Origin of the sequence: Paucibacter soli (assembly GCF_037482845.1) — a bacterium.
Classification (GTDB): Bacteria; Pseudomonadota; Gammaproteobacteria; order Burkholderiales; family Burkholderiaceae_C; genus Paucibacter_B; species Paucibacter_B soli.
In genome coordinates this window covers 220,661-238,586 of record NZ_JBBHJW010000005.1, presented here as the reverse complement: position 1 = coordinate 238,586, position 17,926 = coordinate 220,661, and the positions used below count along the sequence as shown (strand labels likewise).

The following is a 17,926-nucleotide window of genomic DNA, read 5'->3' as shown; positions in this document are numbered from 1 at the left end:
ATCAACGGCCGGAAATGTGGGCCGGCCACGACAGTGCCAGCGAAGCCCCCTAGACTGCGAGACTTTCGTTCACGCCCAAGAAAGTTCACCGTGCGCTTCATCACCGCCAACCTCAACGGCATACGTTCCGCCGCAAGCAAGGGTTTCTTCGAATGGCTGCCCGAGCAAAAAGCCGATGCGCTTGGCGTTCAGGAGGTCAAGGCCCAGGACGAGCATGTGGCCGGCGTCTACTGCAGCTCGGGCAAACTCAAAGGCCATTTCCACTATGCCGAGAAGAAGGGCTACTCGGGCGTGGGCCTGTACACGAGAGAGGAACCCAGCGAACTGCTGATTGGCTTTGGCAACGCGGAGTTCGACGCCGAGGGTCGCTGGGTCGAGAAGCGTTTCGACAAGCCCGGCCGCAAGCTCAGCCTGATCAGCTGCTACTTCCCCAGTGGCAGCAGCGGGCCTGAACGACAGGAGGCCAAGTACCGCTTCCTCGACGCGATGCTCCCGCACCTGATGGCGTTGAAGGCGCAGCGCGAATTCATCCTGGTAGCCGATGTGAACATCGCGCACAGGGAGGCCGACCTGAAGAACTGGAAGGGCAACCTCAAGAACTCGGGTTTTCTGCCCGAGGAGCGCGCCTGGCTGGACAAGCTATTCGGCACCGGCAAGAAGGACGGCGGTCTGGTTGACGTGTATCGCCAGCTGCACCCCGACACCACCGACGCCTGCTACACCTGGTGGAGCAACCGCGGCCAGGCCTATGCCAAGAACGTGGGCTGGCGCCTGGATTACCACTTCGCCACGCCCGCGCTCGCCGCGCTGGCCAAGCGGGCCTCGATATACAAGGAGCAGAAGTTCAGCGACCATGCGCCGCTGACGATCGACTACGACTTCAAGCTCTGACAGAAAGGACGCTCGGCAGGCCGCCGAGTCAAGACGTTATGCTTGACTCGGCGCGGGTTTGGACGCCGTCCAGCGCCGCAGCTTCTCGCGCGCGCCGTTCGTGGCTGGATCCATGGCCTGATCATGCTCGGCGCGTTTGGCGCACAGTTCGATCACATAGCCATTGGGGTCGCGGAAGTAGATCGAGTCGATGAAATGGTGGTCCGACACGCCGCGGGTCTCGATGCCTGCACCGTGGCCCTTGGCAAACATCTGCTCGAGCGTTTCCCGCGACACCTCCAGCGCGATATGCAGATCGAAATCGTGCTGCGCCTTGAACTCGAAAGGCATGTCGGGCGCCTCGAAGAAGGCCAGGAAGGAGCCGTCGTCGAGCCGATAAAAGGTATGCAGGGTGTGCGTCGCGCGGCCGCTTTTCGTCTGCGTGATCTCCAGGGTGCCGCTCAGCGGCAGGCCAAGAAAGTCTTCGTAAAAGGCGCGCGTCGCCTCCGAGTCGCGGCAGCGATAGGCGTTGTGATGCAGCTTGCGAATCATCGTGGCCTCCTCGTCGGCGTCCGGCCGCGCTACACCGCCAGCATGGCCTGGCCCTTCAGGGAAGCCGCATAGCCATCGATCACCTGATTCACGGCCGCCCAGTTGGGCAAGGCCTTCATGCGGCCCAACCAGGCCCGCAGCTGCGGGTAGGCGGCCAGGTCGCTGCCTATGGTTTCGGCCAGCGCCACGAAGGCGCTGGCAAAGTAGTCCGCGATCGTCATCTGTGCGCCGCATAGATAGGGATTCTGGGCACCGAGGATGTGCTGGTCCAGCACCTTGAGCCAGACTTGCGCGCGCTCGCGGCCCCACTGCAGCTGTGCGCTCTGCGCCTCGTCGCTGCGGCGCTTGTGAAGCGGGAAGATCTGCGGGTAGACCGCGCCATAGGCAAGGTCGCGGCATAGCTGGGTGTTGACCCAGTCCATGCGCTCGTTGACGCGCGCGCGCGCCTGCAAGTCCTTGGGGTAGAGCGGCGAGTCGATCTTGTCGGCCAGGTACTTGAGGATGGCCGAACTCTCGGTCAGACGGAAGGGACCATCCTCCAGCACCGGCACCAGATGGTTCGGATTGATGGCCTCGAAAGGCGCCTGGTAATGCTCGCCGGTGAACAGGTCCACGAGTTGCAGCTCCAGCGGAATCCTCTGCTCCGCGGCAAACAACATCAAGGGCCGGCTGGTGGTTGAGGCGGGGTGGTAGTAGAGCTTCATTGATCGTCTCCTGCAAGGCTTGCATCGGAAGTACAGCATCGGGCCGTGCGCCGCGGCAATACGCAATGTAGTCCCTTGCGCAAGTCTGGCCGAGTCAGGTTTCCCCGCTGTCGCCCTACACTAGCCCGGCACCTGGCCACCGCCGCGCCGGGTTTGGAGTCGTGCCATGCCCAAGCTTTCATCACGCCCCTCCTGCCTGACACTGATGCGGGGCCTGTTGGCCGCCTGCCTGCTGTCGATGACGCTGGCCACACCAGCGCTGGCGGGCGGCTCGGAGCAGAAGGCCGGCACCCCGACCTACGCCTCCAGGAACTACGACTACTACCTCACCGGCAGCGCCACCGACCAGTCCCCGCAGGCACCCGCCACGCCCTTGGCGGTACTGATGGGCGGTGGCCCCGATGTCGACGCCGCCTTCATGGCCATGATTGCCAAGGCGCGCGGCGCGGGCAACACGCCGATCGACGTGGTGGTGATACGCGCATCGGGTGCCGATGGCTACAACGATTACCTCCACCAGATGGGCGGGGTCGACTCGGTCGAGACCCTGGTGGTGAAGACGCGCGAGGGCGCCAATGACGCCAATGTCCAGCGCATCGTCGCCGGTGCCGACCTGCTGTTCATTGCCGGCGGCGACCAATGGGACTACATCAAGCTCTGGAAGGGCACGGCGCTGGACCAGGCCGTGCAGGGCCTGATCGCCAGAAAGGTGCCGGTGGGTGGCACCAGCGCCGGCCTGGCGGTGCTGGCGCAGTTCGATTTCTCGGCGCAGAACGACACCATCACTTCGGCCCAGGCGATGGCCAACCCTTACGACCGCCGGCTCACACTGGATCGTGGCTTCATCACCAGCGTGCCCGGTCTGGGCAACACGATTGCCGATGCCCACCTCGTCACGCGCGACCGCATGGGCCGCCTGATGACCTTCCTGGCCCGCATCATCAAGGACGCCTGGGTGGCCCGCCCCGACGACGCGCGCGGCATCGGCGTGGACGAGCAGACCGCCGTGGTGGTGGACGATGGCGTGGGCACGGTAATGGGCCTTGGCGCCGCCTATTTCCTGCGCCCCAGCATCGCCGCCACCACCATCCAGGCCAAGATGCCACTGAGCTTCGCCAGCGTGCGGGTGGATCGCCTGCGCGCCCAGGAGGGCACGATGGACCTGCGCAACTGGAGCCGCAGCCCCAATGTCGCGCCCTACTGGCTGGACGTGATCGGCGGCGTGCTGACTTCCTCGGGCGCCAACGGCAGCATCTACTGACTGACGATGGCGGGGTAGGTCCCGCAGCCCTCCGGCCAGGGCGTCAGCAGCTCGAAGCCAGTGGCGGTAACCAGCACCATATGCTCCCATTGTGCCGAGAGTGAGCGGTCCATGGTCACGACGGTCCAGCCGTCGGCAAGATCCTTCACGCCGCGCTTGCCCGCATTGATCATGGGCTCGACCGTGAAGATCATGCCCTCCTTGAGGCGCAGGCCGTCGCCCGGCTTGCCGAAGTGCAGCACATGCGGCTCGTCGTGATAGATGTCGCCGATGCCATGGCCGCCGTATTCGCGCACCACGCTGAAACCCGCGGCATGCGCGACGCGCTGGATCGCAAAGCCCACGTCGCCCAGCGTGGCGCCGGGGCGCACCTTCATGATGCCGGCACGCATGGCCTCGTAGGTGGTGTCCACCAGGCGGCGCGCCAGCGGCTTGGGCTCGCCCACGTAATACATGCGGCTGGTGTCGCCGAACCAGCCGTCCTTGATGACGGCCACGTCGAGGTTGACGATGTCGCCGTCCTTGAGGATCTTGGCTGGCGAGGGGATGCCATGGCAGACCACCTCGTTGACCGAGCTGCACAGGGTCTTGGGATAGCCGTGGTAGCCGATATTGGCCGGCGTCACCTTGAGTTCGTCGACGATGTAGTCGTGGCAGATCTTGTCCAGCGCATCGGTGCTGACGCCGGGCTGCACAAAGGGCGTGATCATGTGCAGCACCTGGGCGGCCAGATGGCCGGCCGCGCGCGCCTTGGCGATTTCGTCCGCCGTGCGGATCTTGACGCCGCCGCCCCTCATTGCAGGCCCTTGCGGCCGCCGCGCGGCTTGGCCGGCATGGCCGCGATCGCCGCCAGGTCCAGCCCCCCGCTCTGCTCGGCCCGTATCAGCAGCTGGCTGATCTCGCGGTGATCGAGGTCGGGGTGCAGCTCGGCCAGCATGCCGATGCGCATCCAATGCTCCGCCTGCGCGTTGATCGAGCGTGAAAGCGCGCCGCTGGCAATGCGCAGGCTCTCATGCAGCTGGTCTGAAATCTTGACGATGCCCATGCCGACCATTCTAAACGATTCGTATACGAAACGTATCGTCGCCCCGAATCCGTGCCGGAAGTCATGCGGACGCGGGCTTGGGCACAATGGCGCGCCCTTACCGGGGCATCCGAGACTCGACAAACAAGAGAGCACGATGAGCAAGACGACTTTTCTGACCACCATGAACGTCGCACTGAGTGCGCTGTGCCTGGCCGGCGCCGTACAGGCTCAGGGCCTGAGCTACCCCGCCACGCGCCAGCTCGAACAGACCGACAGCTACCACGGCACCCCCGTGGCCGACCCCTACCGCTGGCTGGAAGACGACCACAGCGCCGACACCAAGGCCTGGGTGCAGGCGCAGAACGCCGTCACCGAGCGCTACCTCGCCGCCATGCCGCAGCGGCTGCCGGTGCGCCGCCTCTACACCGAGCTCTACAACTTCGAGAAGTTCGGCCTGCCCTTCAAGGAGGGTGGCCGCTATTTCTGGACGCGCAACGACGGCCTGCAGCAGCAGAGCGTGCTCTACACCGCCGGCTCGCTGACATCCGAGCCCGCGGTGGCGCTGGATCCCAACCAGCTCTCCAGGGACGGCACGGTGGCGCTGTCGGGCTACGCCGCCTCGCGCGATGGCAAGCTGCTGGCCTATGGCAGCTCCAAGGCCGGCTCCGACTGGCAGACCTGGCGGGTGCGCGATCTCGCCACGGGCCGCGATCTGCCCGACCGGCTCGAATGGGTGAAGTTCTCCAGCGCCGCCTGGACGCCCGACGGAAAGGGCTTTTTCTACGCCCGCTACGACGAACCCGCCGAGGGCGCGGCGCTGACCGGCAGCAACTACTTCCAGAAGCTCTACTACCACCGTCTGGGCACGCCGCAGGCCGACGACGCCCTGGTGGCCAGCAACCCGCAAGAGAAGGAATGGGGCTTTGGCGCCGAGGTCTCGGACGACGGCAAGCTCGTCTACATCACGGTCTGGAAGGGCGGCAACAAGAACGGCCTGATGGTGCTGCCGCTCGCCAAGGGCGCCTATGCGGGCGGCGAGGCCAAGCCGGTGACGCTGGCCTTCGACGCCGAATACGCGCCGGTCGCCTCGGTGGGTGCCAGCACCCTGATCGTCAGGACCAACCAGGACGCGCCGCGCGGCCGCCTGATCGCCGTCGACCTGAAGGGCTCGGGCAAGCAGGCCTGGAAGACCCTGGTGGCCGAGGGCAGCGACGCGCTCACCGGCGCCTCCGCCGTGGGCGGCCGCCTGTTGCTGCGCTATCTGCGCGACGCCTCGACGCTGGTGCGCATCCATGGCATGGACGGCCGTGCGCTCGGCGAGGTGGCGCTGCCCGGCGTGGGCACGGCCTCGGGCTTTGCCGGGCACGGCAACGACGGCGAGACCTTCTTCCTCTACACCAGCCTCAACTCGCCCGCCACCATCTACCGCTACGAGGTAGCGGCCAACAAGGCCAGCGTGTTCAAGCGCCCGCAGACCGCCTTCGACGCCGAGCAGTTCGAGACGCGCCGCGCGTTCGTCACCAGCAAGGACGGCACGCGCTTCCCCGTCTTCATCGCGCACAGGAAGGGCTTGAAGCTGGACGGCAGCAATCCGACCCTGCTGTATGGCTACGGCGGCTTCAACGCCGCGATGACGCCCAGCTACAACGTCACCGCCGCCACCTGGATGAAGATGGGTGGCGTCTACGTGCTGGCCGCCATCCGCGGTGGCGGCGAGTACGGCGCGGCCTGGCATGAGGCGGGCACCAAGCTGAAGAAGCAGAACGTGTTCGACGATTTCATCGCCGCGGCCGAATGGCTGATCGCCAGCAACTACACCCAGCCGTCCAGGCTCGCCATCAACGGCGGCAGCAATGGCGGCCTGCTGGTGGGCGCGGTGGTCAACCAGCGTCCCGAGCTGTTCGGCGCCGCGGTGCCCCAGGTGGGCGTGATGGACATGCTGCGCTTCCACAAGTTCACGATCGGCTGGGCCTGGGTGCCCGACTACGGTTCGAGCGAGAACGCCGAGGAGTTCAAGGCGCTCTTGGCCTACTCGCCGCTGCACAACATCCGGAGCGGCGGCAGCAAGCAATACCCCGCCATTCTGGTGACCACCGGCGACCATGACGACCGCGTTGTGCCCGCGCACAGCTTCAAGTACACCGCGGCGCTGCAGGCGGCCGAGACCGGCGGCGCGCCCAAGCTGATACGCATCGAGACTCAGGCGGGCCACGGCGCCGGCAAGCCCACCTCCAAGATCATCGAGGAGCGTGCCGACATGCTGGCCTTCATCGCCAACCGCTTCGGCATGCCGCAGCCGTAATCAGGCAGCGGCGCTGGCTGGCGTAAACGCCAACAAGCCAGCCTGCGCCGGCAGGCGACAATTCGGCGCGCGCCACCGGGCTATCCGCCCGGGCAGCGCTTCACTCCTCTCTTCAACCGAGCAGAGCCATGACCGTGATCTCCACACCCCCGATGGGCGCCGCTGCCAGCAGCGCGCCCGCCTCGCACACCATCCTCGGCCACCCCAACAGCCTGTTCGTGCTGTTCTTCACCGAGATGTGGGAGCGTTTCTCGTACTACGGCATGCGCGCCCTGCTGGTGCTGTTCCTGGTCACCGAGGCCGCCAAGGGCGGCTGGGGCTGGAGCCGCGCCGACGCCACCAGCCTGTATGGCTGGTACACCGGCCTGGCCTACCTGACGCCCATCCTGGGCGGCTATGTCGCCGACCGCTTCCTCGGCACGCGCCGCTCGGTGCTGTGGGGCGCCTTCATCATCGCCGCCGGCCATATCGCGCTGTTCCTGGAGACGGTGCCGACCTTCTATCTCGGCCTGGGCCTGGTGATCCTGGGCACCGGCCTGTTCAAGCCGAACATCTCGGCCATCGTCGGCCAGCTCTACAACAAGGACAACGAAGGCGCGCGCGACAGCGGCTACACCTTGTTCTACATGGGCGTGAACGCCGGTGCCTTCTTCGGCATCTCGCTGTGCGGCTATATCGGCGAGAAGGTGTCCTGGCACCTCGGCTTCGGCCTGGCCGGCGTGTTCATGATCCTGGGTGCGCTGCAGTTCTTCTTCAGCCAGCGCCTGTTCGGCTCGATAGGCGACGCGCGCAAGCCCGGCGACAAACCGGTGGAAGAGGAAGTGCTCGACGACACACCCGAGCATGTGGTGGCCGATCGCCTCAAGGCCATCTTCGTGTTCTCCTTCTTCACCATCTTCTTCTGGTTTGCCTTCGAGCAGGCCGGTGGCTCGATGACCATCTTCGCGGCCGACTACACCGACCGCGTGCTGGTCGGCACCAGCGGCCTGGTGTTCAAGCTCATCAACACCGCCATGACGGTGGTGCCGGCGGCCATCCTCTCCTGGCTGCTGTTCAAGCTCTATCGCAGCACCGGCGGCAAGGTCTGGGTCGCCAATCTGTCGCTGGCCACCGCCTTCGCCATCATCTGGGGCCTGTGCATCTGGATGCTGGGCCGTGAATTCGCGATGGATCAGAGCGATGTGCCCGCCACCTGGTTCGGCGTGCTCAACAGCTTCTTCATCGTCGTGCTGGCGCCGATGTTCTCCAAGATGTGGGAAGAGAAGTGGAACCCCAGCGGCCCGATCAAGTTCGGCGTCGGCCTGGTGCTGCTGGGCCTGGGCTTTGCGGTGCTGGCCTATGGTGCCGCAGGCATCGCCCCGGGCGCCAAGACCGCCCAGGTCAGCATGATGTACCTGACCCTGGCCTATCTGCTGCACACCATGGGCGAGCTGTGCATCTCGCCGGTGGGCCTGTCCTATATCTCCAAGCTGGCACCCGCCCGCCTGCTGGGCCTGATGTTCGGCGTCTGGTTCCTCAACACCGCGATCGCCAACAAGGTCGCCGGCTCCACCGGCTCCTACATCGACCACATCTCGGCCACCTACTCGCTGTCGACCTTCTTCCTGATCTTCACCCTGATCCCGATCACGGCCGGTCTGGTGCTGATGATGTTGAACGGCTGGATGCGCAAGAAGATGCACGGCGTGCACTGACGACGCGCCGCTGCACCTTGCCCTGCAAGGCCGGCTCCCTCGCGGGGGCCGGCTTTTTTTCTTGGCCCATCAGCCCGCCGCCTGCGCCAGCAGCCATTGCTCGAAGGCCTGCACCGCAGGCCGCGCCCGCGAAGCCGGATCGACGATCAGCTGGTAGGCGCGCGCCGAGGCGGTGTTGGCGTCGAAGGGGGTGACGAGCTGGCCGCTCGCCAGCAGCCCGTCCACCAGCGGCCGGCGCCCCAGGGCCACGCCCTGCCCGGCCACCGCGGCCGCGATCGCCTCGGCATAGCTGGTGAAACTCAGCCGCGCGGCGGGGCGCAGATCGGCCAGGCCCCAGGCCGTCAACCAGGGCTCCCATTCCATCGGCATGTCGCCGCCGTCACCGTCCATCGCCAGGTGCAGCAGGGTGTGGTGGGCCAGGTCGGCCGGCTCGCGCAGGGGCAGGGCCAGCTCGGCCACCAGGCGCGGGCTGCACACCGGCAGCATCGCCTCCTCGAAGAGCTTGCGCGCACCGCGCAGCGCGCCCAGCTTGCCGTAGCGCACCGCGATGTCGAAGCCATCCGCGGCGAGATTGCGGTTGTCCAGCGTCGCGTCCAGCCGCACATCGATGCCGGCATGGGCGCGCGTAAAGGCGGTCAGGCGCGGGATCAGCCAGAGCGCCGCAAAGCCCGGGGTGGTGGTCAGCGACAGCACCTCGCGCTGCTGCGGCGCGCGGATCTCCCGCATGGTGCTGCGCAGGCTGCCGAGCACCTGGGTGCAGCTAGCCAGCAGACGTTGCCCTTCGGCGGTGAGTGCCAGCGCCCGGTGCTGGCGCGTGAACAGCGGCACGCCCAGCTCCTCTTCCAGCGCACGCATCTGCCGGCTCATCGCCGATTGCGTCACGAATCGTTCGGCGGCGGCCTTGGTGAAGCTCAGATGGCGCGCCGCGGCCTCGAACGAGGCCAGCAGATCGAGCGGCGGCAGCCGGTCCAGAGGTTTTGTTTGCATGCGCTGCGGGAATGCGATGAGTTCCGATTGATCGTTTGTCAGCGCGCGCGCGGACACCCAATATTCGCTCCAAGCCCAGGCTTGTGCAAGCACCCGCAGCGAGCCCGAGCTGCATGCATATCCCGCATGCATCGCACCTTCACCAAGGAGCCCGCCATGATGATCAGCACCCAACAAGCCCAGCTGCGCCTGGAGCGCGGTCAGGTTTCGCGCCTCAGCGATGCGCGCCCCAGCTACCTGGCCAGCGCGGCCGGCACCCTGTGGGTAACCATCGACCACGACCTGCGCGACATCGTGCTGGAGCCCGGGCAGGGCATGGCGGTGGACGCCAACGCGGAGCTGCTGATCTGTGCGCTGGGCGGCCCGGCGGTGCTGGAGCTGCGGCCGCTGGCGGCCGCGCGCGAGGCGCTCTGATGGCCACCGCCTGCTTGCCCCCCGGCCTTCCAACCGAGCGGCTGCCGCTGCCACAGGGCCGCGCCGTGCTGTTGCGTGGCATCGACGCGCGCGACGCCGCCGCCACCCAGGCTTTTGTCAGCAACCTCTCGCTGGATGCGCGCCACAAGCGTTTCCATATCGGGCTGCGCCAGCTCAGCCCGGAGCTGCTGCGCCAGATGACCGAGGTGGACCAGCGCCAGCATGTCGCGCTGGTGGCGCAGGCGCTTTGGCCGCACGGCGGCGAACAGCCGCCGCGCCTGGTGGCCGATGCCCGCTATGTGCGCAGCCGCGAGCGCGCCGACGAGGCCGAATTTGCCATCGCCGTGGCCGACGACTGGCAGAGTCTGGGCCTCGGCCGCGCCCTGCTGGCCCGGCTGGCCGGCCATGCACGTGCGCAGGGTTTACGTCAGCTTTTCGGCGATGTTGGTGGACAACCGCCGCATGCTGGTGCTCTTGCGCAGCCTGGGTGCCCGCAGCACCGCGCATCCCGATGGCCCGCAGCTGGTGCGCGCGGTGTTCGAGCTGGCCGACGTCGCGTTGGGCCGTCCCATGCAGGCGCCCGCCTGGAGTGCACCGGCCCTCGCCGCCACGGCCGGTTGAGCGCGCCGGCAGGTCCAGGCCGCGCCCGCTCAGGCCGGGGCCACCAGGCGCTTGACCAAGCGCTGCGCCAGCGGCGCCACCAGCAGCACGGCGGGAAAGGCCAGTGCCCAGGCGGCACCCCAGTTGTGCAGCCACAGACCCCACAGCGTGGGACCCAGGCCGACCATGCGCAGCGTCGAGATGCCCGAGACCAGCGCCGACATCAGGCCCGAGACGATGAAACCGAACAGCAGCGGCACCAACTTTCTGGGCAGCATCGCTCAGGCCTCCACGGCGGCTTCGGCCGGCAGCTCGCGGCCCAGGCGCAACAAGGTCTCGGCGAGGTTGCGACCGAACATCCGCGCGGTCTTCACATCGCCGGGCGCAAAGTCGTCGGCCGGCGCGCCATGCCCGGCCTGCGCCATCAGCCCCGACCAGGAGCCCAGGCGGTTGGCCGCCTGCTCGTAGGGCACGCCGGCATGCTGCTCCGGCAGGATCGGATTGCCGACCCAGATCAGGCCATGCTGCATCGCGAACGCGAACATCCCCTGCAGAGTCGACTGCTTGTCGCCGGCCGGCAGCGAGGAGACCGTGAAGCCCGCCGCGATGCGGCCACGCAGCGCCTGCGTGCGCCACAGACGCCCGGTGGCATCCATGAAGGACTTGAACGGACCCGACACACCGCCCATGTAGGTGGGCGAGCCGAAGATATAGGCGTCATAGGTCAGCAACGCTTCCGGCCGGGCCGCAAGAGCCTCTGCGCGCAGCAGCTCGGCCTCGACGCCAGGCACCTGCTGCGCGCCTTGCAGCACCTGCTGGGCGATGTGGGCCGTGTGCCCGTGGGCGCTGTGATAAATGATGGCGAGACGTTTCATCGCATAAACCTTTGCTTGTGGGTGATGGACAGGGGCGGGCTCAGGCCAGCAGCGCCGCGGCGAGGTAGAGCCCGACGCCGAACACGGCGTGGTTGCTCAGGTTGCGCAGCACATTGCGCAGCGGCGTGGGCGTCTTGCTGGCGGCAACACCCTGGCCCATGGCGGGCTGCATCAGCAACAGCGGCATCGCCACTGTGGCCAGGCCGGTGAGCAGCGCCGGCAGCAGGCGCGGCGCGGCCAGCCAAGCCGGTCCCTGCAGCAGCACCAGCACCGCGGCAAAGGCGATGCCGACGGCGTAATGCGTCAGCCAGCCGAACGCCGCCTCATGCCTGAGCGGTTCTGCATGGTTGATCGCCACATGGACAAAACGGCCGCGTTGCATATGGCCGACCCAGCGCCCGATCAGCGCGAAACTGCCCGTGGGGATACCCAGGCGCCGCAGCAGCAGCAACCAGAGATCGAGCAGCGCGGTAGCACCGACGCCGACGACGGCGATGTGGGCCAAGGCCTTGAGTTCCTGAAGCGCAGGCATGGACAGCTCCTGAGTTGCTTGACGGTTTGAATGCTTGAATTCACTATAGAAGTTGAAGTCAACTTCAAGTCAAGCCGCTCGATGGACATTTCCGAAGTCGCCAAGCGCTCGGGCGTCGCTGCCTCCGCATTGCGCTATTACGAACGCAAGGGCCTGATCCGCTCCTTGGAAAGCAACAGCGCGCGGCGCCAGTTCGCGCCGGCGGTGCTGGATCAGTTGGCGCTGATCGCGCTGGGTCAGGCCGGCGGCTTTTCGCTGGACGAGATCCGCAGCATGTTCACCCCCGCGGGCGGTCCGCAGATCGACCGCCAGCTGCTGGCGCGCAAGGCCGACGAGCTGGATGGCCTGATCAAGCGGCTCAGGGCGATGAGCGAGGGCCTGCGCCACGCCGCCGCCTGCCCGGCACCCAGCCATGCCGAGTGCCCCTCGTTCCAGCGCCTGCTCAAGGCCGCTGCGGCCGGCGCATTGCAGGCGCCCCAGGGCAAGCTGGCGCCGCGCCGCAGGGCTTAGCTAGGCCCGCCGGGACGTTTACCATCTGCCCCTTTGAACCTCACGCCCGATGCCGCCTGCTGCTGCGCGGGCTCACGTCGCATTCCCATGGCCCTGCGCTACCTCACCATCCCCGTCACCCCCTTCCAGCAGAACTGCTCCCTGGTCTGGTGCGATCAGACCCAGGAAGCCGTGTTGATCGACCCGGGCGGCGAAATCACCAAACTGCTGGCCGAGGTGCAGCGCCTGGGCCTGCGCCTGAAGGCGATCTGGCTCACCCATGCCCATATCGACCACGCCGGCGGCACCGGCCAGCTGGCGCGCGAGCTGGGGCTGCCGGTGATCGGCCCGCATCCGGGCGATCAGTTCTGGATCGACGGCCTGCCGCAGCAAAGCCAGATGTTCGGTTTCCCGCCGGTGGAGCCCTTCACGCCCACGCAATGGCTGCAGGACGGCGACCATGTGCGCATCGGCCAGCAGGAACTGCAGGTGCGCCACTGCCCCGGCCACACGCCTGGCCATGTGGTGTTCCACTCGGCCGCGGCCAAGCGTGCCTTCGTCGGCGATGTGCTGTTTGCCGGCGGCGTGGGCCGCAGCGATTTCCCGGGCGGCAACCATGCCGAGCTGATCAACTCCATCACCCAGCGGCTCTGGCCAATGGGCGACGACACCGTCTTCATCCCCGGCCACGGGCCGGAGAGCAGCTTCGGCGTGGAGCGGCGCAGCAACCCCTATGTGCGTGGCAGCTGAGTCCCAGCCAGCTGGCTGACGAGGTAGTCCAGCAGCGCGCGCAGCTTGGGGCTGGCGGCGGGGTCGGCCAGGAACACCGCATGCACGCCATGCTCGGGCCCGGCGCAGCCAGGCAAGACCTGGCACAAGCGCCCCTGGGCCAGGGCCTCGGCGGTCATCACGTCGGATAGAAAGGCGATGCCGCATCCCGCCAGCGCGAAGGCCAGCACCGCGTCGCCGTTGTCGGCGCGCAGCCGCCCCGAGGTCTTGATCGAATGTAGCTCGCCGGCCTCGTCCAGGCAGCGCCATTGCTCGCCATCGCGGTTCACGGTCAGGGCGATGCAGTCGTGGCGCCGCAGTTCCTGCAGCGACGCCGGCGCGCCCCGCGCGGCCAGATAGGCCGGGCTGGCCACCAGCACGCGGCGGCTCGCGGCCAGCCGGCGCGAGCGCAGGCCCGAGTCCTCCAGCCGGCCCAACCGAATCGCCAGGTCCAGGCCCTCGGCGGCCAGATCCGCATAGCGATCGCTCATGCTCAGGCTCAGGTTCAGGGCGGGATGCAGGGCCATGAAGTCCGGCAGGATAGGCGCGACGAAGCGCCGCCCATAGGCCACCGGCGCGCCGATGCGCAGCTCGCCACGCACCTCACCCTGCAGCCGGCCCAGTGCCTCGCCGGCTGCGCGCAGCTGGGCCAGCGCTTCGCGGGTAGCGTCCAGATAGGTCTGGCCGGCCTCGGTCAGCGCCATCGAGCGCGTCGAGCGGTAGAACAGCGGCGCACCCAGCTGCTGCTCCAGCTGCTTGATCTGGCGGCTCAGGGCCGAGGCGCTGATGCGCAGCTCCAGCGCGGCACGGGCAAAGCTGCGCTGGCTGGCCACAGCCTCAAAGGCGCGCAAAAGGTCCAGCGGAAAGTCCAGCATCGAAGATTGCTTCCTCCAGCGCAGCAGTGTCCTGCAAAGCGCGGCGTGCCGGCAGGCGCGCTGCGGGCATGCTGGGTGCATGCAACAACAACAGCTTCCCACTCCCCTGGCCGGGCTGCAGGCCATCAGCAGCCCCGGCGCGCCCGCAGCGCTGGGCCATTACAGCCCCGCCCTGTGTTAGCACCATCAGGTCCACCTGGCCGGTCAACTGCCCATGGACCCACTGGACCCCGAGCGCATTCGGCCCAACAGCCCCTTCGAGGCACAGATGCAGCAGTTGCTGTCCAACTGCGCCGCCCTGCTGCAGGCCGCCGGCAGTTGGCCGCAGGCGGTGCTCTCGCTCACGGTCTACCTCGACGATCTGGCGCATTGGGACGAGATGGACCGCTGCTGCGCCGCCTTCTTCGCCAGCCACCGCCCGGCCCGCACGGTGCTGGGCGTGGCGGCGATACGCAAGGGCTATGCGGTGCAGGCCAGCCTGGTGGCGGTGCGGCCATGAAGCACAAGCAAGCCCGACTGCTGTTTCACGTCGATGCCTTCTGCAGCGAGCCCTTCCGCGGCAACCCGGCCGGCGTGCTGCTGCACGCCGACGGCATGTGCGATGCCGAGATGCAGGCCTGGGCGCGCGAGCTCAAGCATTCCGAGACCGCCTTTGTGCTGGCCGCCGACGGACCCGACCATGATCTGCGCATCCGCTATTTCACGCCGCAGACCGAGGTGCCGCTGTGCGGACATGCCACCATCGCCGCGCATGCGGCGCGCGCCGCGGCCCTGCGGCTGCCCGACTCGGACTGGCGCCAGAAGACCGGCGCCGGCATCCAGCGCGTGCGCCTCAGCACGCTGCCCGACGGCCGCCGCCGCGTCACCCTGTGGCAGGGCCGGCCGAGCTTCGAGGCGCCGCTGGACGCGCGCATGCGCGGCCGCATTGCCAACGCGCTGGGTCTGGGCCCCCAGCACCTGAGGCCGGGCTGGCCGGTGCAGATCGTCTCCACCGGCCACAGCAAGGTGATGGTGCCACTGGCCGAGGCCGTGGATCTGCATGCCCTGCGGCCCGACCTGGCGGCGCTGACGGCGCTCAGCGCCGAGCTGGGCTGCAACGGCTACTTCGCATTCCAGTGCCGTGCCGATCAAGCCGGTGCCAGCGACGGCCGCATGTTCGCGCCCGCCATCGGCATTGCCGAAGACCCGGTCACCGGCAACGCCAACGGCCCGCTGGGCGCCTATCTGGCGCTGCATGGCCTGATGCCGCTCGACGACGGCCGGCGCCTGCGCCTGGCCGGGCACCAGGGCCGCGCGCTGGGGCGCGATGGCGTGGTGCATGTAGAGGTGCAGATCGACGCGGCCGGCGCGCCCAGCGAGGTCAGCATCGCCGGCGACAGCTGCATTCTCTTCAGCGCCGAGCTGCCGGGCTAACCCTGTCCCTGCCTGGCCATAGTCGGCGCAATCTCGAAGCGCCGGCTGGGCTTCTCGGCGCGCTCGTACAGCCCCGCCACCTGCGGCAGGCTGGCCTCGATGTCGCGGATGCGCGTCGGGCCCGAGGGGTGGGTGGACAGCCATTGCGGCGGCGCGCCCTTGGAGGCCTGGCCCATCTTCTGCCACAGGCTCACGCCCGCGGCCGGGTCGTAGCCGGCGCGCGCGGCCAGCTCCATGCCCACCAGGTCGGCCTCGGTCTCGTCCTCGCGGCTGAAGGTCAGGCTGAGCAGCTGGCCGCCCATGTTGAGCAGCGCATCACCCACATTGCCCAGGCCCAGCAGGGACGACAGCAGATTCGCGCCCACGCGGGTGGCGGCCGTCTTGGCCATGCGCTCGCGCGCATGCTCGCGCAGCGCATGCGCGACCTCGTGGCCCATGATGGTGGCGACCTCGTCGTCCTCCAGCTTGAGCTTCTCCAGGATGCCGTAATAGAAGGCAATCTTGCCGCCCGGCATGCAGAAGGCATTGAGCTGCTGGCTGGCGAACAGGTTCACCTCCCAGCGCCATTCCCTGGCACGCGGGTTCCACTCGTAGGCATGCGGGATGATGCGCTTGGCGATCTCGCGCAGGCGGATGACTTGCGGATGGTTGTTGGGCGCCAGCGCGCGCTGCTGCGCCGCCTCGCGCTGCATCTGCAGGTATTGCTGGGCGGCAGCCTGCTCGACCTGCTGGGCCGGCACCAGATCGGCGGCCCAGCTCTTCTTGCCGACGTTCACGCCCTCGCGTGCCCATAGCGGCGTGGCCGCCAAGGCGCCGCCCGCCGCCAGCAGGCCGGTGAACAGGCGCCGCCCGCGCGCGGGCGCGGCGCAGCCGGCGCACTCGCAACGCCCAAAGCCATAGCGCGGGGCGCTGGGGAGATGGGCGTCGGCGCCCGGGTCGAAATTCGTGCTCATGATCAGTCGTCCAAGTTGGAGGCGTTCACCGGGACTTCAAGCGCCTCCACGCTGCTGCGCAGATTCTTCAGCATCCACAAGGCCGGCAGCGCCAGCACGATGGAGACGAGAAAGAAGGCGGGCCAGCCGATCGCCTCGGCCAGCACCCCCGCCAGCGGCCCCACCCAGACCCGGCCCACCGAGGCAAAGGCCGAGAGCAGGGCGAACTGGGTGGCGGTGAAGCGCTGGTTGCACAAGCTCATCATGAAGGCCAGGAAGGCCGCCGTGCCCATGCCGCCGCTCAGGTTCTCGATCGCCACCACCATCAGCAGGCTGCCATCCACCTGGGTGGCCTGGGCCAGCTTCACAAAGCCCCAGTCGAAGGCCGGCACCGTGAGGGCGCCGAGGCTGCCGGCACCGTACTGCGCCAGCCACCAGAAGCCCAGATTGCTGGCCGCCTGCAGGATGCCGAAGGCCATCAGCGCGCGCCACATGCCGATGCGCAGCATCAGCGCGCCACCGATGAGAGCCCCGCCGATGGTGAGCCAGAGCCCGAACACCTTGTTGGCCACGCCCACCTCGGCGGTGCCGAAATGCAGGGCCTTGAGCAAAAAGGGCGTCATGAGTGCGCCGGCGAAGGCATCGCCCAGCTTGTAGAGCACGATGAAGGCCAGGAAGGCCGCCGCGCCGGGCTGGGAAAAATAGTTACGCAGCCCGCCCAGCAGGGTCTCGAAGTGCGCCGCGCGTGCCGCCCAGGCGGCCAGCGGCAGGGTCAGCGCGATGCCGGCCAACAGGATGGCCAGATCGGTCCATTTGGCCTGCAGGCCCGCGCTCACCTGGCTGCCGACCCAGAGCGGCGCGCTGAGGGCCTTGATCGCGGGGCTCAGGGCTTGTTCGGTCAGCAGCACGCCGGCCACCACCGCCAGCAGCACCGCGGCAAAGCCCACGATGTCATGCCGCGCCACACTGGCCGGCGCCGCCGCCGCTTGCCTGAGGCGCGGCAGCGCCAGCGCCGAGAAGGCGGCCGCGGCCAGCATCAGCCCGGCCATCAGCCGGTAGACCTCGGGCCAGCTCCAGCCGCCGCCCTGCGCCACGTCCACCCAGATGAAGGCCACGCCGCCCGAGAGAATCATCGCCATGCGGTAGCCCACCACCTGCAGCGATGAACCCAGGCCACGTTCGCTGGCGGCCAGCACATCGGTGCTGTAGGCATTGATCACCACATCCTGCGAGGCCGAGAGAAAGGCCACCAGCACCGCCAGCAGCGCAAAGGCGCGCGTCGCCGCGCCCGGCGAGGTGCCGGCCATCAGCAGCAGGGCGCCGGCCAGCAGCAATTGCGTCAACACGATCCAGCCGCGCCGCCGGCCCAGCAGCGGCAGCTCGAAGCGGTCCATCAGCGGCGCCCACAGGAACTTGAAGGTATAGGGCATGCCCACCAGGCTCAGGAATCCGATGGTGGCCACGTCCAGGCCCTCGCCCGCGAGCCAGGCCTGCATGGCCTGGCCGGTCAGCGCCAGCGGCAGGCCGGAGGCAAAGCCCAGCAGACAGACGACCAGGAGGCGGTAGAGGGTGGCGGCGCGTGCGCCAAGCGTGGGCGGCGGCAAGGCGGCGCTGGGGAGGGATGACATGCG

21 protein-coding genes are annotated in these 17,926 nt (G+C 68.1%); 10 read left to right on the top strand and 11 right to left on the bottom strand.

Annotated features, from left to right (window positions below; all coding sequences use genetic code 11):
• Positions 1 to 90 precede the first annotated feature (90 nt).
• Entirely contained in the window at positions 91 to 891 is an 801-nt protein-coding gene (locus WG898_RS12690; RefSeq protein ID WP_339603162.1) for an exodeoxyribonuclease III, read from the top strand.
• A 36-nt stretch (positions 892 to 927) separates the two neighbouring features.
• Here WG898_RS12690 and WG898_RS12685 read toward each other — a convergent pair whose 3' ends face one another.
• Together WG898_RS12685 and WG898_RS12680 are read right to left on the bottom strand one after the other, a co-directional pair.
• Positions 928 to 1,422 carry a VOC family protein gene (locus tag WG898_RS12685; protein WP_339603161.1) on the bottom strand — a complete coding sequence of 165 codons (495 nt, stop codon included), beginning with the start codon at positions 1,420 to 1,422 and terminating at the stop codon, positions 928 to 930.
• Between the two features lie 29 nt (positions 1,423 to 1,451).
• Positions 1,452 to 2,126 (bottom strand): glutathione S-transferase family protein, encoded by a 675-nt coding sequence (locus tag WG898_RS12680; RefSeq protein WP_339603160.1) that lies wholly within the window; start codon positions 2,124 to 2,126, stop codon positions 1,452 to 1,454.
• A gap of 166 nt (positions 2,127 to 2,292) precedes the next feature.
• Between WG898_RS12680 and WG898_RS12675 the strand changes: the two genes are divergently transcribed.
• A complete protein-coding gene (locus WG898_RS12675) occupies positions 2,293 to 3,387 on the top strand; it encodes a cyanophycinase (protein WP_339603159.1) in 1,095 nt (364 codons plus the stop codon).
• On the opposite strand, the gene map is transcribed toward WG898_RS12675, so the two are convergent.
• Together map and WG898_RS12665 are read right to left on the bottom strand one after the other, a co-directional pair.
• Positions 3,381 to 4,184 (bottom strand): type I methionyl aminopeptidase, encoded by an 804-nt coding sequence (map, locus tag WG898_RS12670; RefSeq protein WP_339603158.1) that lies wholly within the window; start codon positions 4,182 to 4,184, stop codon positions 3,381 to 3,383. The two genes, WG898_RS12675 and map, sit on opposite strands and share 7 nt — an antisense overlap.
• The gene (locus WG898_RS12665; protein ID WP_339603157.1) at positions 4,181 to 4,432 is read right to left on the bottom strand and encodes a ParD-like family protein; all 252 of its coding nucleotides are present in this window, start codon (positions 4,430 to 4,432) and stop codon (positions 4,181 to 4,183) included. Before WG898_RS12665 ends, map begins: the two co-directional genes overlap by 4 nt.
• A gap of 136 nt (positions 4,433 to 4,568) precedes the next feature.
• On the opposite strand from WG898_RS12665, the gene WG898_RS12660 reads away from it, so the two are divergent.
• Positions 4,569 to 6,716 carry a prolyl oligopeptidase family serine peptidase gene (locus tag WG898_RS12660; RefSeq protein ID WP_339603156.1) on the top strand — a complete coding sequence of 716 codons (2,148 nt, stop codon included), beginning with the start codon at positions 4,569 to 4,571 and terminating at the stop codon, positions 6,714 to 6,716.
• Positions 6,717 to 6,844: 128 nt separating this feature from the next.
• Positions 6,845 to 8,410 carry a peptide MFS transporter gene (locus tag WG898_RS12655; protein ID WP_339603155.1) on the top strand — a complete coding sequence of 522 codons (1,566 nt, stop codon included), beginning with the start codon at positions 6,845 to 6,847 and terminating at the stop codon, positions 8,408 to 8,410.
• A 69-nt stretch (positions 8,411 to 8,479) separates the two neighbouring features.
• Here WG898_RS12655 and gcvA read toward each other — a convergent pair whose 3' ends face one another.
• Positions 8,480 to 9,397 carry a transcriptional regulator GcvA gene (gcvA, locus tag WG898_RS12650; protein WP_339603154.1) on the bottom strand — a complete coding sequence of 306 codons (918 nt, stop codon included), beginning with the start codon at positions 9,395 to 9,397 and terminating at the stop codon, positions 8,480 to 8,482.
• Positions 9,398 to 9,553: 156 nt separating this feature from the next.
• Here gcvA and WG898_RS12645 point away from each other — a divergent pair, with 156 nt between their 5' ends.
• Together WG898_RS12645 and WG898_RS12640 are read left to right on the top strand one after the other, a co-directional pair.
• The gene (locus WG898_RS12645; protein ID WP_339603153.1) at positions 9,554 to 9,811 is read left to right on the top strand and encodes a DUF2917 domain-containing protein; all 258 of its coding nucleotides are present in this window, start codon (positions 9,554 to 9,556) and stop codon (positions 9,809 to 9,811) included.
• Between the two features lie 405 nt (positions 9,812 to 10,216).
• On the top strand, positions 10,217 to 10,432 hold the full coding sequence (locus WG898_RS12640; RefSeq protein WP_339603152.1) for a hypothetical protein: 216 nt from the start codon (positions 10,217 to 10,219) through the stop codon (positions 10,430 to 10,432).
• A 29-nt stretch (positions 10,433 to 10,461) separates the two neighbouring features.
• Here the strand turns inward: WG898_RS12640 and WG898_RS12635 are convergent, their stop codons facing one another.
• Genes WG898_RS12635 through WG898_RS12625 form a run of 3 tightly spaced genes read right to left on the bottom strand, consistent with a single transcriptional unit; the run spans position 10,462 to position 11,818 of the window.
• Entirely contained in the window at positions 10,462 to 10,689 is a 228-nt protein-coding gene (locus WG898_RS12635; RefSeq protein ID WP_339603151.1) for a DUF2798 domain-containing protein, read from the bottom strand.
• Positions 10,690 to 10,692: 3 nt separating this feature from the next.
• Positions 10,693 to 11,286: a flavodoxin family protein gene (locus WG898_RS12630; RefSeq protein ID WP_339603150.1), complete on the bottom strand. Its 594-nt coding sequence runs from the start codon at positions 11,284 to 11,286 to the stop codon at positions 10,693 to 10,695.
• Positions 11,287 to 11,326: 40 nt separating this feature from the next.
• On the bottom strand, positions 11,327 to 11,818 hold the full coding sequence (locus WG898_RS12625) for a DUF2938 family protein (RefSeq protein WP_339603149.1): 492 nt from the start codon (positions 11,816 to 11,818) through the stop codon (positions 11,327 to 11,329).
• Positions 11,819 to 11,899: 81 nt separating this feature from the next.
• On the opposite strand from WG898_RS12625, the gene WG898_RS12620 reads away from it, so the two are divergent.
• The gene (locus WG898_RS12620; RefSeq protein WP_339603148.1) at positions 11,900 to 12,328 is read left to right on the top strand and encodes a helix-turn-helix domain-containing protein; all 429 of its coding nucleotides are present in this window, start codon (positions 11,900 to 11,902) and stop codon (positions 12,326 to 12,328) included.
• A gap of 87 nt (positions 12,329 to 12,415) precedes the next feature.
• Positions 12,416 to 13,057 (top strand): MBL fold metallo-hydrolase, encoded by a 642-nt coding sequence (locus WG898_RS12615; protein WP_339603295.1) that lies wholly within the window; start codon positions 12,416 to 12,418, stop codon positions 13,055 to 13,057.
• On the opposite strand, the gene WG898_RS12610 is transcribed toward WG898_RS12615, so the two are convergent.
• Positions 13,039 to 13,950 (bottom strand): LysR family transcriptional regulator, encoded by a 912-nt coding sequence (locus WG898_RS12610; protein ID WP_339603147.1) that lies wholly within the window; start codon positions 13,948 to 13,950, stop codon positions 13,039 to 13,041. The genes WG898_RS12615 and WG898_RS12610 overlap by 19 nt on opposite strands.
• A 196-nt stretch (positions 13,951 to 14,146) precedes the next feature.
• Between WG898_RS12610 and WG898_RS12605 the strand changes: the two genes are divergently transcribed.
• Positions 14,147 to 14,449 (top strand): RidA family protein, encoded by a 303-nt coding sequence (locus WG898_RS12605; protein WP_339603294.1) that lies wholly within the window; start codon positions 14,147 to 14,149, stop codon positions 14,447 to 14,449.
• Entirely contained in the window at positions 14,446 to 15,363 is a 918-nt protein-coding gene (locus WG898_RS12600) for a PhzF family phenazine biosynthesis isomerase (protein WP_339603146.1), read from the top strand. Before WG898_RS12605 ends, WG898_RS12600 begins: the two co-directional genes overlap by 4 nt.
• Here WG898_RS12600 and WG898_RS12595 read toward each other — a convergent pair.
• Together WG898_RS12595 and WG898_RS12590 are read right to left on the bottom strand one after the other, a co-directional pair.
• Entirely contained in the window at positions 15,360 to 16,316 is a 957-nt protein-coding gene (locus WG898_RS12595) for a M48 family metallopeptidase (RefSeq protein WP_339603145.1), read from the bottom strand. The genes WG898_RS12600 and WG898_RS12595 overlap by 4 nt on opposite strands.
• Before the next feature lie 2 nt (positions 16,317 to 16,318).
• Entirely contained in the window at positions 16,319 to 17,923 is a 1,605-nt protein-coding gene (locus WG898_RS12590) for an AmpG family muropeptide MFS transporter (protein WP_339603144.1), read from the bottom strand.
• Positions 17,924 to 17,926: the final 3 nt, after the last annotated feature.

Coding starts and splice junctions, on each gene's coding strand:
- WG898_RS12590 (WP_339603144.1), bottom strand. CDS start 17,923: ATGTCATCCCTCCCCAGCGCCGCCTTGCCGCCGCCCACGCTTGGCGCA.
- WG898_RS12655 (WP_339603155.1), top strand. CDS start 6,845: ATGACCGTGATCTCCACACCCCCGATGGGCGCCGCTGCCAGCAGCGCG.
- WG898_RS12625 (WP_339603149.1), bottom strand. CDS start 11,818: ATGCCTGCGCTTCAGGAACTCAAGGCCTTGGCCCACATCGCCGTCGTC.
- WG898_RS12600 (WP_339603146.1), top strand. CDS start 14,446: ATGAAGCACAAGCAAGCCCGACTGCTGTTTCACGTCGATGCCTTCTGC.
- map (WP_339603158.1), bottom strand. CDS start 4,184: ATGAGGGGCGGCGGCGTCAAGATCCGCACGGCGGACGAAATCGCCAAG.
- WG898_RS12680 (WP_339603160.1), bottom strand. CDS start 2,126: ATGAAGCTCTACTACCACCCCGCCTCAACCACCAGCCGGCCCTTGATG.
- WG898_RS12615 (WP_339603295.1), top strand. CDS start 12,416: ATGGCCCTGCGCTACCTCACCATCCCCGTCACCCCCTTCCAGCAGAAC.
- WG898_RS12620 (WP_339603148.1), top strand. CDS start 11,900: ATGGACATTTCCGAAGTCGCCAAGCGCTCGGGCGTCGCTGCCTCCGCA.
- WG898_RS12630 (WP_339603150.1), bottom strand. CDS start 11,286: ATGAAACGTCTCGCCATCATTTATCACAGCGCCCACGGGCACACGGCC.
- gcvA (WP_339603154.1), bottom strand. CDS start 9,397: ATGCAAACAAAACCTCTGGACCGGCTGCCGCCGCTCGATCTGCTGGCC.
- WG898_RS12640 (WP_339603152.1), top strand. CDS start 10,217: ATGCACGTGCGCAGGGTTTACGTCAGCTTTTCGGCGATGTTGGTGGAC.
- WG898_RS12610 (WP_339603147.1), bottom strand. CDS start 13,950: ATGCTGGACTTTCCGCTGGACCTTTTGCGCGCCTTTGAGGCTGTGGCC.
- WG898_RS12660 (WP_339603156.1), top strand. CDS start 4,569: ATGAGCAAGACGACTTTTCTGACCACCATGAACGTCGCACTGAGTGCG.
- WG898_RS12635 (WP_339603151.1), bottom strand. CDS start 10,689: ATGCTGCCCAGAAAGTTGGTGCCGCTGCTGTTCGGTTTCATCGTCTCG.
- WG898_RS12675 (WP_339603159.1), top strand. CDS start 2,293: ATGCCCAAGCTTTCATCACGCCCCTCCTGCCTGACACTGATGCGGGGC.
- WG898_RS12645 (WP_339603153.1), top strand. CDS start 9,554: ATGATGATCAGCACCCAACAAGCCCAGCTGCGCCTGGAGCGCGGTCAG.
- WG898_RS12665 (WP_339603157.1), bottom strand. CDS start 4,432: ATGGGCATCGTCAAGATTTCAGACCAGCTGCATGAGAGCCTGCGCATT.
- WG898_RS12685 (WP_339603161.1), bottom strand. CDS start 1,422: ATGATTCGCAAGCTGCATCACAACGCCTATCGCTGCCGCGACTCGGAG.
- WG898_RS12595 (WP_339603145.1), bottom strand. CDS start 16,316: ATGAGCACGAATTTCGACCCGGGCGCCGACGCCCATCTCCCCAGCGCC.